This window comes from Azospirillum sp. RU38E, from assembly GCF_900188385.1.
Taxonomy (GTDB): domain Bacteria; phylum Pseudomonadota; class Alphaproteobacteria; order Azospirillales; family Azospirillaceae; genus Niveispirillum.
In genome coordinates, this window is sequence record NZ_FZOI01000011.1 from 102,794 (window position 1) to 117,863 (window position 15,070).

The 15,070-nt window shown below is 62.7% G+C and carries 11 protein-coding genes and 1 CRISPR repeat array; of the genes, 8 read left to right on the plus strand and 3 right to left on the minus strand.

What is annotated here, in order from left to right:
- Positions 1–386 precede the first annotated feature (386 nt).
- The 7 genes from CHB97_RS17275 (at position 387) to CHB97_RS17305 (ending at position 9,323) form a co-directional block, all read left to right on the plus strand.
- On the plus strand, positions 387–2,708 hold the full coding sequence (locus CHB97_RS17275; protein WP_160105974.1) for a TonB-dependent receptor: 2,322 nt from the start codon (positions 387–389) through the stop codon (positions 2,706–2,708).
- A 15-nt stretch (positions 2,709–2,723) separates the two neighbouring features.
- On the plus strand, positions 2,724–3,347 hold the full coding sequence (locus tag CHB97_RS17280) for a DUF3237 domain-containing protein (RefSeq protein ID WP_089289247.1): 624 nt from the start codon (positions 2,724–2,726) through the stop codon (positions 3,345–3,347).
- 343 nt (positions 3,348–3,690) lie between these two features.
- Positions 3,691–5,445, plus strand: a complete 1,755-nt coding sequence (locus CHB97_RS17285) for an ABC transporter permease subunit (protein WP_089289318.1) — start codon at positions 3,691–3,693, stop codon at positions 5,443–5,445.
- Positions 5,446–5,457: 12 nt separating this feature from the next.
- Positions 5,458–6,774: an AAA-associated domain-containing protein gene (locus tag CHB97_RS17290; protein ID WP_089289248.1), complete on the plus strand. Its 1,317-nt coding sequence runs from the start codon at positions 5,458–5,460 to the stop codon at positions 6,772–6,774.
- A 91-nt stretch (positions 6,775–6,865) separates the two neighbouring features.
- Positions 6,866–7,552 (plus strand): hypothetical protein, encoded by a 687-nt coding sequence (locus CHB97_RS17295; protein ID WP_089289249.1) that lies wholly within the window; start codon positions 6,866–6,868, stop codon positions 7,550–7,552.
- 65 nt (positions 7,553–7,617) lie between these two features.
- A complete protein-coding gene (locus CHB97_RS17300; RefSeq protein WP_160105976.1) occupies positions 7,618–8,697 on the plus strand; it encodes a sensor histidine kinase in 1,080 nt (359 codons plus the stop codon).
- Positions 8,694–9,323 (plus strand): response regulator transcription factor, encoded by a 630-nt coding sequence (locus CHB97_RS17305; RefSeq protein ID WP_089289251.1) that lies wholly within the window; start codon positions 8,694–8,696, stop codon positions 9,321–9,323. The genes CHB97_RS17300 and CHB97_RS17305 overlap by 4 nt, the downstream gene beginning before the upstream one ends.
- A gap of 9 nt (positions 9,324–9,332) precedes the next feature.
- A CRISPR array of direct repeats spans positions 9,333–9,821; the repeat unit is 36 nt; unit sequence GCTTCAATGAGGCCCCGGCTTTTCAGCCGGGGAAAG.
- Positions 9,822–10,219: 398 nt separating this feature from the next.
- Here the strand turns inward: CHB97_RS17305 and CHB97_RS26850 are convergent.
- The 3 genes from CHB97_RS26850 to CHB97_RS17325 all read right to left on the minus strand — a co-directional run bounded on the left by CHB97_RS26850 (position 10,220) and on the right by CHB97_RS17325 (position 14,064).
- On the minus strand, positions 10,220–10,903 hold the full coding sequence (locus CHB97_RS26850) for a helix-turn-helix domain-containing protein (protein ID WP_089289252.1): 684 nt from the start codon (positions 10,901–10,903) through the stop codon (positions 10,220–10,222).
- Positions 10,904–11,545: 642 nt separating this feature from the next.
- Entirely contained in the window at positions 11,546–11,776 is a 231-nt protein-coding gene (locus CHB97_RS17315) for a hypothetical protein (RefSeq protein ID WP_089289253.1), read from the minus strand.
- Between the two features lie 338 nt (positions 11,777–12,114).
- Positions 12,115–14,064: a lytic transglycosylase domain-containing protein gene (locus CHB97_RS17325; RefSeq protein WP_244559582.1), complete on the minus strand. Its 1,950-nt coding sequence runs from the start codon at positions 14,062–14,064 to the stop codon at positions 12,115–12,117.
- 90 nt (positions 14,065–14,154) lie between these two features.
- Here CHB97_RS17325 and dapA point away from each other — a divergent pair, with 90 nt between their 5' ends.
- Entirely contained in the window at positions 14,155–15,027 is an 873-nt protein-coding gene (gene dapA / locus CHB97_RS17330) for a 4-hydroxy-tetrahydrodipicolinate synthase (RefSeq protein ID WP_089289255.1), read from the plus strand.
- Positions 15,028–15,070 lie beyond the last annotated feature (43 nt).

The following is a 15,070-nucleotide window of genomic DNA, read 5'->3' on the forward strand; positions in this document are numbered from 1 at the left end:
ACAAACAAAGTAGGAATTTAAGTAACTGATAATAAACAATATTATGTTTCGCGAGGCGGAACGTTATAGCGAATATCAAAAATTTTCAAAAACCTGCTTGACATCGACAGGGAAATCAGTCGCTCTAAGGGACGAAAAATGGTCAATCGACCAAAAAATTTTGGACAGGGTTTGACCTCCCGGTTTGGTGCCTGGTGACAGGCGGGGGGTCCGTTTCACAACGGGTTCGGTAACATGGATGGACGACAGGGGCGGATGCTGCCTTTGTCGCATGACGGCGCCTATTGCCCCGCCTTTGCGGCGCTGGGCAATGCCGGTTGCTGCCGCCTTGCCGGTGACGCCGCTGGTCGTCCCATGCCCGACCCATGTCAGGGTCAAGGGAGAACATGATGACACTGAAGCATCCTTTCACGGCCGGTCTCGGGCTTTGCTGTTCACTGGTGGCGCTGGCCTTGCCGGCGGCCACCGCCCTGGCCGAGGAGGCAGGCCTGGATGAAATTGTGGTGACGGCACAGCGCCGCGCCCAGAACCTGCAGGATGTGCCGGTGGCGATCAGCGCCTTCCGGGGTGACACGCTGAAGGATGCTGGCGCCGTCACGGTGGATCAGGTGGGGGCGCTGATCCCCAACGTGCAGATCCAGGCCGACAAGGGTGGCGGCGCCCCCACCTGGGTTATTCGTGGTGTGGCCTTGTTTGATTACAATGCCAATAACAACCCGGCGACCGCCATTTATATCGATGATATTTACCAAAGCTCCTCCGTCATGGGCGGCGGCACCATGTATGACCTGGAGCGGGTGGAAGTATTGAAGGGGCCGCAGGGCGGTCTTTATGGGCGCAACACCACCGGTGGTGCGGTGAAGATCTTGTCGCGCCGGCCGGAACTGGGGGCCAGCGACGGCTATTTCAGCGCTGATTATGGCCGCTGGAATGAATATCGGCTGGAAGCGGCGCAATCGGTGCCGGTGTCGGATAATTTCGCCCTGCGCGTGGCCGCCACCCAGGAAGGTGGCAGCGGCTGGCAGCGCACACCGGCGGCCAGCGGCAAATATGGCGCGCCCGACCGCACGTCCGGCCGTATCCAGGCCCTTTTCCAGCCCAATGAGCGTTTGACCGGTGTGTTGAAACTGTTCGCCAACCGCGACCAGTCGGAAACCACCCTGGCGTCGGCGACCGCCGCCTATGATGCCAACGGGAATTTCTGCGCGCCCGTGCTGGCTGGCCGTGTGGATAATAAAAACTGCCTGAACTTTGCCCAGTTCAACAATATCATCACCGGTGGCAAGGGCGCCCTGTCGACCAGCCTGGTGTCGGAGGATGGCAAGCGTGTCATCTCCTCTCCCGGAAACAAGCTGGATAATCACGAATGGGGCGGCACCCTGTCGCTGGATTATGATTTTGATAGTGTGAAGCTCAGCTCCATCACCGGGGTCAGCCGTTTCGGTTTCCAGCAGCTTTTCGATTATGATGCCACCAACCTGCGGTTGGTTGACCAGAATGACACCGCCACCATCCGGCAGATGTCGCAGGAACTCCGCCTTACCTCCACCGATGACGGGCCGTTGAAGTGGCTGGCTGGTGCGATCTATTCCTTTAACAGCTACAAGGGCCACCGCATTGCCGACCTGCGCGACAATGTCGCCATTGTCGGCCTTTCCTTCGCACCGCTGGGCGTGCGCCAGGAAAATGCGTTCGTCAATGTGCGCTACCGGCAGGAAACGGACTATGCTGCCCTGTATGGGCAGGTGGATTACGCGGTCAATGATCAGCTGAACCTGTCCGCTTCCCTGCGCTATTCTGATGAAGAGACGCGCTATCGCGACGGCAGCTTTTATTTCCCGCAGGATAATGTCTTCCTGCTGCGCAACCTGAATTCTACCGCCAAGCTGAAGGACCATTGGTCGGGCAAGGTCTCGGCAGATTACAAGTTCGACAAGTCGGTAATGGCCTATGCCGCCATTGCCCGTGGCTATAAATCCGGTGGTGTGTTCGGCGGCTTCCCGCAGGAACCGGCCGATGTCAGCCCCTATAAGGAAGAAATCGTCTGGTCTTATGAGGCGGGCCTGAAGAGCACCTGGCTGGAAAACCGGCTGATGCTGAACCTGACCGCCTTCCATTATGACCATAAGGATTTGCAGGCCCTGACCACGCTGCCCAGCGTGTTGACGCCCGGCCAGTTCATCTTCCGCCTGACCAATGTGGGCAAGGCCCGCCATGATGGCGTCGAGCTTGAAACCGTGTTGAAGCCGTTCCCCGGTCTGACGTTGCAGGGCTCCATTGGTTATATGGAGGCCAAGGTCACCGACAGCGACAAGCAGATTTTCTCCTTCAACAGCCAGCCGCTGAACTGGAAGGATCGCCGGATTGACTTCTCCCCGCGCTGGAGCGGCAATATCGCTGCCTCCTATGATTGGGAGCTGACCAGCGACCTGATGGCGGGCATCTCGCTGGACTATAATTTCCGCAGCAACCGCATCGTGATGCAGAATCCGGTGGATGCCGCCCTGCGCAACCTGGACGGTTATGGGCTGTTGAATGGCCGGATCAGCCTGTCTTCCAATGATGCCGGCTGGACGACGGCACTGTGGGGCCGCAACCTCACCAATAAAAGCTATCTGACAGACGCCAATAATGATGGGTTGGGCAGCTATTACCGCGTGTATGGCCGTCCGTTCAGCTATGGCATCAGCATCAGCAAGAAGTGGTGATAGGGGGATCGCAGCATGTCACAGGTTCTGTCGCGTCGTGGTCTGATCGGGGCCGGTGGAATGTTCGCCCTTTCCGGACTGCTGCCTGCCGTTGCCCATGCGGCGGCGGCAAGCAGCGGGTCGGCCGCAAAGCCGCTGGAGGATTATGATCCGGTCCGCACGGAACTGGTGATGAACCTTTTCGTCACCTGTTCCGACCCGGAACCGATGGTTCCGGGTACGGCGGCGGGGGCGGCGGTCAAGGCCAAGGATGGCGGGCGGGCGGAGTTCTGGCCCATCATCGGCGGCTGGTTCGAAGGGCCGCGCCTGAAGGGCAAAGTGGTGCCGGGCGGTGCCGATTTCCCCGTCATCCGCCCCGATGGGGTGGAGGTGGTGGATGCCTTCTATCGCCTGCGGGAGGATGATGGCAGCATCATCATCATCCATAATATCGGCATCGCCTATACGCCCATCCCCGGCCAGCAATATCGCTATCGGTTAAGCCCCAGCTTCACCGTGGCGGAGGGAAAGCATGACTGGTTGAACAAGTCCTTGTTCATCGCCACCCTGCTGGCCGACAATGACATGCCCAAACAGTTCGTCCGTCCCGCCCGGCCCGGGGAGAATGACCGGCTGATCCAGGTGCATCGGGTGGTTTAAGTTCGAGGGTCAAAACAAGTACATTTAAAGCCTGCGACAGGGCTCCCTGTCGCAGGCTTTGGCATGTCCGCATGGTGCCGGCGACCGGATATACTTTGGTATAGACGGGCGATACGCCATGCCTCTGAAAGTAACCCTGTGCAGCCTCGCCCCGTGCCGCCACAGGGCGTATCAATCACCTCAGCGCCGGTCCCGTGATGCACGGTTCCGGTGAACAAGGGAACACCGCCCGCATGTCCAGCGACAGTCGACCCGGAGACAGAACAGGCATCCCGCGGGGATGGCGGCAGGCCGCGTAAGCGTGGCCCTGGTTGCCACCCGGCGGACCGCCCCGGAGGTAACCATGATCTTTCTTTCCCCTGACGGGAAGCGGGCGCAGCCTGTGCTGCAGGTGGCCCGCCCCGGTGCCATTCCCTATTGGGCCGATATCGTTGCCTTCCTGCTGCTGGCCGTGATTGCGCTGCTGGTCGTGCAGGGTGTCCGGCAGATGGGGCAGCCGCTGGCGGCCCTGGATCAGGTGCCGCTGACGCTCGACCCCTGGCAATTGCCGGCCTATGCCCTGCGCACGGTGCTGCGCATGTTCGCGGCCCTGGCCGTGTCGCTGCTTTTCACCTTCACCATTGCCACCCTGGCCGCCAAAAGCCGCAAGGCGGAACTGATCATCGTCCCGGCGCTGGATATTCTGCAATCGGTGCCGGTGCTGGGCTTTCTCACCTTCACCGTCACCTTCTTCATGGGGTTGTTTCCGGGCCGGCAGCTGGGCGTGGAATGCGCGGCGATCTTCGCCATCTTCACCAGCCAGGCCTGGAACATGGCCTTCAGCTTCTATCAGTCGCTGCGCACCCTGCCCCATGATCTGGAAGAGGTGACGTGGCAGTTCGGTTTCTCCCCCTGGCGGCGCTTTCTGCGGCTGGAACTGCCCTTTGCCATGCCGGGGCTGGTCTGGAACATGATGATGTCCATGTCGGGCGGCTGGTTCTTCGTGGTGGCGTCGGAGGCGATCAGCGTCGGCGATACCACGGTGACCCTGCCCGGCATCGGCTCCTGGCTGGCCCTGGCCATTGCCCAGAAGAACATGCTGGCCATCGCCTGGGCCGTGGGCGGCATGGCCGTGGTGATCATGCTCTATGATCAGCTGTTCTTCCGGCCCATCGTCGCCTGGGCCGACAAGTTCCGTTTCGAACAGACGGCCTCGCAGCAGCGGCCAAGCTCCTGGCTGTATGATCTGGTGCGGCGCACCCGGATCATGCGGTTGCTGCTGGCCCCGCTGGGCTGGCTGGATGGGGCCATGGCCCTGCTGGAACGCCGGCCGGCCAGGGGACCGCGCTGCGCCGTGGCCGAGCGCGACCCTTCGCCCCTGCTGAACCGGCTGTGGGGCGGGCTGGTGCTGCTGGGCTGTCTGGCCGCCAGCATCCAGATTGCCCGTTTCATCATGACCGAACTCAGCCTAGCGGACGTTCTGGCCACCTTCGGGCTGGGGATGGCCACCATGCTGCGGGTGGTGGTGCTGATCGCCCTGGCCAGCCTGATCTGGGTGCCGATCGGCGTCTGGATCGGCCTGCGCCCGGCCTGGGCGGAACGGTTGCAGCCGCTGGCCCAGTTCCTGGCGGCCTTTCCGGCCAATGTGCTGTTCCCCTTCGCGGTGGTGATCATCGCCGGGCTGCACCTGAACCCGGATATCTGGCTGTCACCGCTGATGGTGCTGGGCACGCAATGGTATATCCTGTTCAATGTCATCGCCGGGGCCAGCGCCCTGCCGACCGACCTGCGGGAGGCGTCGCATATTTTCGGCATCCGCCGCTGGCAATGGTGGCGACAGGTCGCCCTGCCCGGTGTCTTCCCCTATTACGTCACCGGCGCCCTGACGGCCTCCGGCGGGTCGTGGAACGCCAGCATCGTCACGGAAGTCGTCTCCTGGGGCGACCGGCATCTGCAGGCCACCGGGCTTGGCGCCTATATCGCCAATGCCACCCAGGCCGGGGATTATCCGCGCGTGGCGTTGGGCATCGCCGTGATGTCGCTGTTCGTCATCGCCTTCAACCGCATCCTCTGGCGGCCGCTCTATGGGTTCGCCGAACGTCGTCTGCGCCTTGATTGAGGAGGCAAGAACATGGCCTACATTCAGGAAATCGTCCGCCAGGCGGCCCCCCTTGTCGAGGTGCGTGACGTCCGGCATGTCTATGGCAAGGGCGGCAGCGGCCTGACCGTGCTGGATCATGTCGACCTCACCCTGTACGAGGGCGAGGTGGTCGGGCTGCTGGGCCGGTCGGGTTCCGGCAAATCCACCCTGCTGCGCTCCATCGCCGGGCTGATCCGGCCGACCGCCGGCAGCGTCAGCTTCCCCCCCGGTGCCGATGGGGCGGATACCGTCGTCAGCATGGTGTTCCAGAGCTTTGCCCTGTTCCCCTGGCTGACCGTGCTGGAAAATGTTGAGGTCGGGCTGGAGGCCCGGCAGGTGCCTGTGGCCGAACGGCGCAAGCGGGCGCTGGCCGCCATCGACCTGATCGGGCTGGACGGGTTTGAAAGCGCCTATCCCAAGGAATTATCGGGCGGGATGCGCCAGCGCGTCGGGCTGGCCCGCGCGCTGGTGGTCAATCCCGACCTGCTGCTGATGGATGAACCCTTTTCCGCCCTGGATGTGCTGACGGCTGAAACGCTGCGCACCGACCTGCTGGACCTGTGGTCGGAAGGCCGGATGCCGATCAAATCCATCCTGATGGTCACCCACAATATCGAGGAAGCGGTGCTGATGTGCGACCGCATCCTGATCTTCTCCTCCAATCCCGGCCGGGTGCTGGGGGAGATCAAGGTCAGCCTGCCCCAGCCGCGCAGCCGCCAGGATCCCGCCTTCCGGGCGCTGGTGGAAGATATCTATGCCCGCATGACCAGCCGGACCAACCCGGTACAGCCGCGCGAGGGGCTGTTCCCCGGCACCGGCATCGGCATGGCCCTGCCCCGCATGTCCACCAACACGCTGGCCGGCCTGATCGAGGCGGTGCATGAAGCCCCCTATGATGGCAAGGCCGATCTGCCGGGGCTGGCCAACAGCCTGCATTTCAAGAATGACGAGATTTTCGAGATTGCCGAGCTGCTGCAATTGCTGCGCTTTGCCGAACTGGAAGGGCGTGACCTGCGGCTGCTGCCGGCGGCCCGGCGCTATGCCACAGCCGATGTCGATACGCGCAAGCAGCTTTTCGGCCAGCATCTGCTGAACTATGTGCCGCTGGCAGCGCATATCCGGCGCGTGCTGGATGATCGCCCTTCCCACCATGCCCCCGGCCGCCGCTTCCGCGACGAGTTGGAGGATTACATGTCGGAAGATCGGGCGGAGGATACATTGCGCACGGTCACCCAATGGGGCCGCTACGCCGAACTCTACGCCTATGATGAAGGGGCGGACCTGTTCAGCCTGGATAATCCGGTGTGATGGTTCCCCCTCCTTTCCCTTTCCATCGACCCGGCAGGCGCTGCCCCTCAGCAGGGGCGGCGTTGCTGCCTGCTGTCCGGAGTGCCCGGCCATGACCCGTCGGATCAAACCCATCCTGGCGGCCTTGCTGCTGCTGCCCTTTTCCACTCCCGCCGCCTGGGCGGCGGGCGGGGCCCATATCATTGATGATGCGTCGGTCGAAACACCCGGCCATTGCCATCTGGAAAGCTGGCTGGCCAGCAATCCGCAGGGGACGGACCTTCTCAATCTCAGCCCCGCCTGCACCTTTGCCGGCCTGCCCCGGCTGGAACTGGGGGCCAGCCTTCAGCACCAGGGTGGCACCTCTTCTGACACCAGTTTCGGGCCGACCCTGAAACTGAACCTGCGCCCGGTGGAGACGGGGCTGGGCATTGCGCTGTCCGGCAATGCCGTCTGGAGTGACCGGAACGACCGGCTGGATACGGCAGCGCTGCTGCTGCCCTTGTCACTGCAACCGGCAGAGGGTTGGCGGATCAATCTTAATGGCGGCTGGCTTTACAACCGATCCGGCAAGCTACAGACGGCCGGCTTCATCGGTGCCCAGGTCGAACATGACCTGGGCCATGATGTCTCCTTGATGGTGGAGGGTTTTGCCCGTGGCGGTGGCCGGCCGGGCGCACAGATGGGCCTGCGCTGGACGCCGGGCGGCGGCGTCATCGATATCGACCTGCTGACCGGCTGGCGCACCGATGGCAGCACCGCCCGCACCAACACCATCGGCCTGACATGGCGGATTTGAACAGCGGTGGCGGCGGTGGCGGGGTTTGGGGTAAAGGGAGAGGCAGGGCAGCAGGGGGAACCGGCATGGAGATAGCCACGCATGATCCGCAGCCGGTCAGCCCCACCGGCAAGGCGCTGCGGCTGGCGGGCTTGTTTGCCTTTATGGCCGGCCTGTTCATTGCCGACACGCTGACCGATCTGGAAATTGCCATCGGCGTGCTCTATGTCGCGGTGCCCCTGGTGGCGGCCAGCTTTCTGCCGGCCCGCGCCATCCTGCTGCTTTCCAGCCTCTGCCTGGGGCTGCTGCTGACCAGTTATGAACTGACCACCGGCGGCGACCCGGCCGCCGGGCCCATCAACCGTGCCATCAGCGTCATCGCCGTCATTGCCGCCACCGTGCTGGTGCTGCGTATCCGACCGGCCATCCTGGCCGGGATCGCCGCGCGGGAACAGCTGGCGCGGGTGGCGCGGGTGAACATGCTGGGCGAGCTGACCGCCTCCATCGCGCATGAGGTCAACCAGCCCCTGGCCGCCATTGCCAATAGCGGCAATGCCGGTCTGCGCTGGCTGGAGGCCCAGCCGCCCAACCTGGACAAGGCCCGCCAGGCCCTGGCCCGCGTTGTCAGCGATGCCGAACGGGCGGCCTCCGTCATCGCGCGGGTGCGCAGCCTGGCCCGCCCCGTGCCGCCGCATCGGGAATGGCTGAACGCGTTGGATACGGTGGAGGAGATCATCGCCCTGATCCGCGATGAACTGGCCCGCAATCAGGTCAGCCTGTCCATCGACAATATGGAAGGGATGCCGCCGGTCCTGGCCGACAAGGTGCAGGTTCAGCAGGTCTTGCTGAACCTGATCCTGAACGCGGTGGAAGCCATGGGCACCACCCCGCCGGCCGAGCGCACCCTGCGCATCACCATCGGGGTGGCAGAGGGCGGGCGGGCGCTGTTCAGCGTAGAGGATAATGGTGTGGGTCTGGCGACCGATAATGTGGAAAAACTGTTCGATGCCTTCCACACCACCAAGCCCGATGGTATGGGGATCGGGCTGGCCGTCACCCGTTCCATTGTCGAAACCCATGGCGGCAAAGTTTGGGCGACTGCCAATGAAGAGGGCGGGGCCAGCTTCCATTTTACGCTGCCGACCAGCCGGACCGACATTCCATGACCGCCACCAGCCCCGCCGACCAGCCCCTGATCCATGTTGTGGAGGATGACCGTTCGGTACGGGATTCCCTGGAGGATCTGCTGGCCTCTGTCGGGTTGCCGGCCCGGCTGTTCGCCTCGGCGGCGGAATTTCTGCGGGCCGAACCGGTGGAGGCACCGGGATGTCTGGTGCTGGATGTACGGATGCCGGGGATGAGCGGGCTGGAACTGCAGGCGGAAATGGCCCGGCGCGGCCTCCGCCTGCCCATCATCTTCATCACCGGCCATGGTGATATTCCGATGTCGGTGCAGGCGATGAAGGCGGGGGCGGTGGAGTTCCTCACCAAGCCCTTCCGCGAACAGGATTTGCTGGATGCCATCCAGAAAGCCATCGCCCTGGACCGCACCCAGCGGCAGGCCGATGCCGTGGCAGACGAGCTGCGCCGCCGTCACGCTACGCTGAATGAGGGCGAACGCGATGTGCTGGCCCTGGTGGTCACCGGCCTGTTGAACAAGCAGATCGCCGCCCGGCTGAATGTCAGCGAGATCACCGTGAAGGTCCGCCGCGCCCAGGTGATGAAGAAGATGCAGGCCGCCACCCTGGCCGACCTGATCCGCTATACCGACATGCTGAAACCCCGGGAGTGAGGGGAAGTGGATTTAATGAGGCCCCGGCTTTTCAGCCGGGGAAAGATGATGGATGCGGATCAAACCGGGGAAGAACAGTGCGAGCTTCAATGAGGCCCCGGCTTTTCAGCCGGGGAAAGCCATTCCGTATCCGTAAGAACGGATAGACCACTATTCATGGGAGCTTCAATGAGGCCCCGGCTTTTCAGCCGGGGAAAGTAACACAGGCCCCGAGTATCAATATTCGGCGGCCGGCAATGCTTCAATGAGGCCCCGGCTTTTCAGCCGGGGAAAGGAAATCCATGCTCTCAATAGCACACAAGCGCAGATCGGCCAGCTTCAATGAGGCCCCGGCTTTTCAGCCGGGGAAAGTCCCTATGGCTGGGAATTGCAGTGGCAAGAACCGTCGCGCTTCAATGAGGCCCCGGCTTTTCAGCCGGGGAAAGGGCGGACCATCCAGGCATCGTTCAACACCACGGCGTTGCTTCAATGAGGCCCCGGCTTTTCAGCCGGGGAAAGTCCCTACCTTGGAACCCATCCTACGCTAACAGAAATTCCGTCTGTTTGCGAGCGGGTCCCTCGGAAGGAGCAGGCGGGCCTATGAAAAGGCTGTGGATAAGGTTCACCATGTCCAAGAATACCAGCCTTTTCAACCCCTTGCCTCTCTGCGAGCGGGTCCGGGGATTTGGCGGGTACGGAGCCGCTCGCGTCAAGGCCGGCGGCAGGCTCCCGTGGCGCGATCATTGATCAGGCTTCTTCGCTTGTCCAGCCCCCTGATCCGGCCGACCGGCATTTTGTGGATGCACCCGACCGTAGGCCAATAAAAAGGGCCGGGCGCTGTCTCCCTTATGGGGAAACAGCGCCCGGCCCTGGACGGGGGAACAAGCAATACGCCCATCACCGGGGTGATGGGGCGCTTACTCCTTTTCCCCGCTGTAATCGCGGATATCCGCCGGATCCCACACGGCACCCCGGCGGCGGCGGCCGTCGGTGACCTTGCTGGCGGCGGCGGCGGTCCGGGTGGCGGCAGTGCTGGCGCGCTTGGAACCGGGGACCGGGCCGCGACGGCGCGGGGCCGGCAGCTCTTCCACCGGGGCGGCGGCCGGGGCCGGGGCGGCAACCGGACTGGTCACCTGCTGGCTGGCGGCGGCACGGGCGGCGGCAACCGCCTCCTCATCATAACCGGCATTGGGGGAGATGGCGCGCAGCAGCGAGCCCACGGCATCGGCGATTTCTTCCGGTGCCGTCTTCCAGGCGCGCAGCAAATCCAGCTCGCGCCGCGACAGGATGGGGGAGGAACCTTCCGCCGTGGCGGCAAAGGTTTCCGGCGGCCGACGCATGTCCGGCACATCCAGACCGTCAAAGAAGAAGGTCAGCGGCACGTCCAGAATATCGGCCAGCCGATAGAGCTTGCCAACGGAAACGCGGTTGGAACCGCGTTCATATTTCTGCACCTGCTGGAAGGTGATGCCCAAGGCCTTGGCCAGATCAGACTGGCTCATCCCCAAAAGGCCACGCCGCAGGCGAATGCGGCCGGCCACATGGTTTTCGATCACCGTTTCCATCGCGGCCACGGCCGCATTCTTACTCCGTCTCGGCATTGCCCTTCCTAACCCCCTCGTCCCGCGTCATCGCAATTCTGCCCTATGGATTCACCCGCCGCTTGCGCGACGGGTGCAACAATGAACAGTCACACGTTTGTCAAAACATCGCCTGTTCCAGGGCAAAGCCCGAAGAACAGTAGATGTTGAAAATAACGGCCTGTCTCTCCAGCCGACCGCTCCCCGCATTTAAGGGGAACCGAGGCATTGGTCACCAAATGGCAGAAATCACTTATGCCAACATACCATCGTAGGTCAATATCGAACATTTCACCTGATATGTCCACAACTCGTATGAGATTCACCAACGGATAGGAAGTCGCCTCCGAAAAACCGAAAAAGTACCGAACTAACTCAACCATGGTTAGTTCCCAGTAACATTATTAAAACGCGCTTCCAATTAGCTCTCTTATATTCACCAGTGCCAAAAACGAGAAGAATCAGATAAGGCGTATCATGCCAGCGAATCTCCCGCCTTTAAACTGTTAACCACGTTTGTAACATATTTTCACGAACTGTCGACCCCGGCGAACAGATTGCGGCGAATTACCGCCGGGAATCGCCCCAAGGCTGTGTTTCGCCGGTTGCGATCATCGTTCAACCCCCGTTCCGCAGGGCGGTCAGGTGCTGACAAGGGCCTTGTCAGGCGGCATTGCCGATGGATGGGAACATAACTTCCACGACTCCACTCGCCACACCATAGGTGCGGCGCTCCGCCCGCAATACAAGCAGCAATTCCTGAAGGCTTTCCGCAGTGAAGCCATCGCTGTGTTTTTGTGCTTCCTCTTCTGTCAGCTGGATGAAGTGATCCAGCAACCGGGCATGGGTCGTTGCAGCCAGACGAACCTCTTGTTCCATTTTGCCAGCGATCATGCCCGCGCCCCTTGCTTTTCCAGTCCCTCATCCGCGAGGTCTGTGCGCACCAATCGTGCGATAGCGGTCTTAATGATCGGTAAAGTGCGGGCTGCCGCCAATCTATTCTTTTGCGCCGCCTTTTCGACTGTATAAGAAATATATGTTATTTTTCAATGGCTTGATTAGGAAATCGCCGGTCTGGGCGCGGAGACGGTTTTTGGGGTTAGTCCGAAAGTTGTGGGGAACCAACCGGCCGGCCATTTTGTTCGTGGCGGCCGGCGCAGGTTCCCCCTTTTGCGACTTCAGGCTGCGGAGGACATTTTTTTCCCCCTTAAGTCGCATCACGGCGGCGACCATCACCCCTGGCCGCCGCCGGCGCGCGCCAGATCATTGGTCATGGAGATGGGGGGCAGGCCCAGGCGTGCCCGGTAGAGGTGCAGATTTTCCAGCACCCGCTGCACATAATTGCGTGTTTCATAGATGGGCATGGTCTCAATCCAGTCCACCATATCCACCTTGGGGCCGCGCGGATCGCCATAGGTGTTCAACCAGCCGGAAACCCGGCCCGGCCCGGCATTATAGGCGGCGATGGCCAGTACATAGGAACCGCCGAACCGGTCCAGCAATTCCTGCAGATAGGCGCTGCCGATGGCGACATTATGCTTGGGCTCTGCCGTCAGCTTATCGTCGCTGTGGCGCAGCCCCTGCTGTTTGGCCACGGCCTTGGCAGTGGGCGGCATCACCTGCATCAGGCCGCGCGCGCCGGCGCTGCTGATGGCCAACCGGTTGAAATTGCTTTCCTGCCGGATGATGCCATGCACCAGCCCTGCCTCCGGCCGTGGGTTCAACTTATGCGGCAGTAACGGATAGCCGGCATCGGCCAAGACGAATCCATCCTGCAAAGCGGTACGGGAGGTGGTGACCCCCAGGTCCGGCCGCCCGATCTCCAGCGCCAGGTTGCCCACCAATTCATAGGTTTCCGCCGTCTTGGCGTCGGCGGCCATCTTGCGCAGGAACAGGGTGACGCGGTCGCTTTCCGCCCCTTCAATGCGGGCCAGGGCCTGCACCACACGGACCAGTTCCAGCTTGTGGAAGGCCTTGTGCAGATCGGCCGGCACCTTGATGGGGGCGGGCAGGGCGCTGCCCGCCGGCAAGCCCAGCTTGTCCGCCGCCAGCAACCCATAGAAGGTGCCGGAATAGGACATGGCGGCATCGTACCAGGTACGCGCCAGCTCCTTGTTCCCCAGCGCCTCCACAGCGCGGCCGGCCCAATAGGCGCCGCGCGATTTGCTGATGGGCGATGTGGTGCCGCGGAACAGGCTTTCGAAATGTTTCTGCGCTTCCTCCGGCCGGTTCAACTGGCGGAGCGCCAGCCAGCCGGCCAGGAATTCCGCCTGGGCAAAGGCCAGCCCGTCCTTGGCCTTGTGGGCGGCCACCAGATCATAGGCACGGGCAAACTTGCCTTGTTCGATCAGGCGGCGGGCCAGGATGTGCCGTTCCACCCACCATTCATTACCATGCTCGGCCTCCGCCGGCGGTTTGGCCAGCAGTTCCAGCGCCGCCTCATCCATATCCTTGCGGCGGCGCCATTTGGTGCGGTCATAGATCAGGCCGGGATCATCCTGTTCCGCCGCGGGGACGCGCCGCAGGGCGCCCTCCGCACCGGGGGACATGTTGGCCAGCGCCATCCGCGCCTCTGCCACGGCGCGCTGGCCGGGGGAAACGATGGGCATCACCCGGGCCGCCACATCATAATTGCCGTCCCAGATCAGCCGATCCAGCCGGGCGGCATGGTCGGCCGGGCGCAGCAGGCCATTGTAACGCTGACGGAAATCCCGCTCCTCCACCGATCCGAAACCACCTTCAACATAGCGTTTGCGCACCAGGGCGATGGCCTTGTCGCTGGAGCCCGTTTCCATCAAGGCGGCGACATAGCGATCAAAACCCATGCCGGTCAGCGGCGGGTTGGCCTCGAACCAGCTGCGTACCTCGCGGTAGGGGAGGTCGGCCGGCATCCGCCCCTCGGCATTGCGACGCAGGGCGGCCATATTGGGCCAGTCCGGGTTGCGCTGCATGAAGCTGGTGATTTCCTTCCAGTCCGCGCTGGTGCTGGGCTGGGTCAGGTCCAGCCAATGGATCACCTTTTCCGGCAGATCGTCACGGGCGCGCTTGGCGATGCGCTTGGCATCCTCAATCTTGCCCTGATCGGCGGCCTTGAAGGCTTGCCGATATGTTGCAATATCGTCTGCATTCAGCGCGCGGACGGGGCTGGCAACGGCCAGCCCCAGCGCAAGGCAGGTCAGCATCGTTGCCAGGGCACGCGTAGCACCCTTGTTTCGGGAAAGGCCGCTCGTTAAGGTTCGCCGCTTCATCAGGTTTGACCGGGGTGTCCTGCTATGTTCAAGGGGTCCATCGTCGCATTGATCACGCCGTTCCGCGACGGGAAGGTGGATGAGAAAGCCTTCCAGGATTTTGTCGAGTGGCAGATCAATCAGGGCACGCACGGGCTGGTGCCGGTTGGCACCACCGGCGAATCGCCCACGCTCTCCCACGAGGAGCATCGGCTGGTTGTCAGCCTGACGATGGAGGTGGCCAAGGGCCGCGTGCCCGTCATCGCCGGCACCGGCTCGAACTCCACCGAGGAGGCGATTGCGCTGACCCGTCACGCCAAGCAGATCGGCGCCGATGCCGCGCTGGTGGTGACGCCGTACTACAACAAGCCGTCCCAGGAAGGTCTTTATCAGCATTACAAGGCCATCCATGACGCGGTCGATATCCCTATCATCATCTACAATATTCCGGCCCGCAGCGTCATTGACATGTCTGTCGCGACCATGGCCCGGCTCGCCAAATTGCCAAACATTGTCGGCGTGAAGGATGCAACGGCCGATCTAGCCCGTCCGTTGCGCACCCGAACTGAAATCAGTGCGGACTTCTGCCAGCTTTCCGGCGAGGATGCTACTGCCACGGCCTTCCTGGCACAGGGGGGTGTGGGTTGCATCTCTGTCACGGCCAACGTGGCCCCGGCCTTGTGCGCCCAGATGCAGAACGCCTGGGCCGAAGGCAACATGGCGGAAATGGCCCGTATCCGGGATCTGCTGATGCCGCTGCACCATGCCATGTTCGTGGAAACCAGCCCGGCCCCGGTGAAATATGCCGCCAGCCTGCTGGGCAAGTCCTCCCCGGATGTGCGGCTGCCGCTGGTGCCCTGTTCCGAACCGGGCCAGGCCATTGTGCGTGACGCTATGGCAAAGGTCGGCTTGATCTGACGTGCAAAGCCCGGCGGCGGGGGCGTTCCACCCCATCGCCGCC

Coding starts and splice junctions, on each gene's coding strand:
- CHB97_RS17275 (WP_160105974.1), top strand. CDS start 387: ATGATGACACTGAAGCATCCTTTCACGGCCGGTCTCGGGCTTTGCTGT.
- CHB97_RS17280 (WP_089289247.1), top strand. CDS start 2,724: ATGTCACAGGTTCTGTCGCGTCGTGGTCTGATCGGGGCCGGTGGAATG.
- CHB97_RS17285 (WP_089289318.1), top strand. CDS start 3,691: ATGATCTTTCTTTCCCCTGACGGGAAGCGGGCGCAGCCTGTGCTGCAG.
- CHB97_RS17290 (WP_089289248.1), top strand. CDS start 5,458: ATGGCCTACATTCAGGAAATCGTCCGCCAGGCGGCCCCCCTTGTCGAG.
- CHB97_RS17295 (WP_089289249.1), top strand. CDS start 6,866: ATGACCCGTCGGATCAAACCCATCCTGGCGGCCTTGCTGCTGCTGCCC.
- CHB97_RS17300 (WP_160105976.1), top strand. CDS start 7,618: ATGGAGATAGCCACGCATGATCCGCAGCCGGTCAGCCCCACCGGCAAG.
- CHB97_RS17305 (WP_089289251.1), top strand. CDS start 8,694: ATGACCGCCACCAGCCCCGCCGACCAGCCCCTGATCCATGTTGTGGAG.
- CHB97_RS26850 (WP_089289252.1), bottom strand. CDS start 10,903: ATGCCGAGACGGAGTAAGAATGCGGCCGTGGCCGCGATGGAAACGGTG.
- CHB97_RS17315 (WP_089289253.1), bottom strand. CDS start 11,776: ATGATCGCTGGCAAAATGGAACAAGAGGTTCGTCTGGCTGCAACGACC.
- CHB97_RS17325 (WP_244559582.1), bottom strand. CDS start 14,064: ATGCTGACCTGCCTTGCGCTGGGGCTGGCCGTTGCCAGCCCCGTCCGC.
- dapA (WP_089289255.1), top strand. CDS start 14,155: ATGTTCAAGGGGTCCATCGTCGCATTGATCACGCCGTTCCGCGACGGG.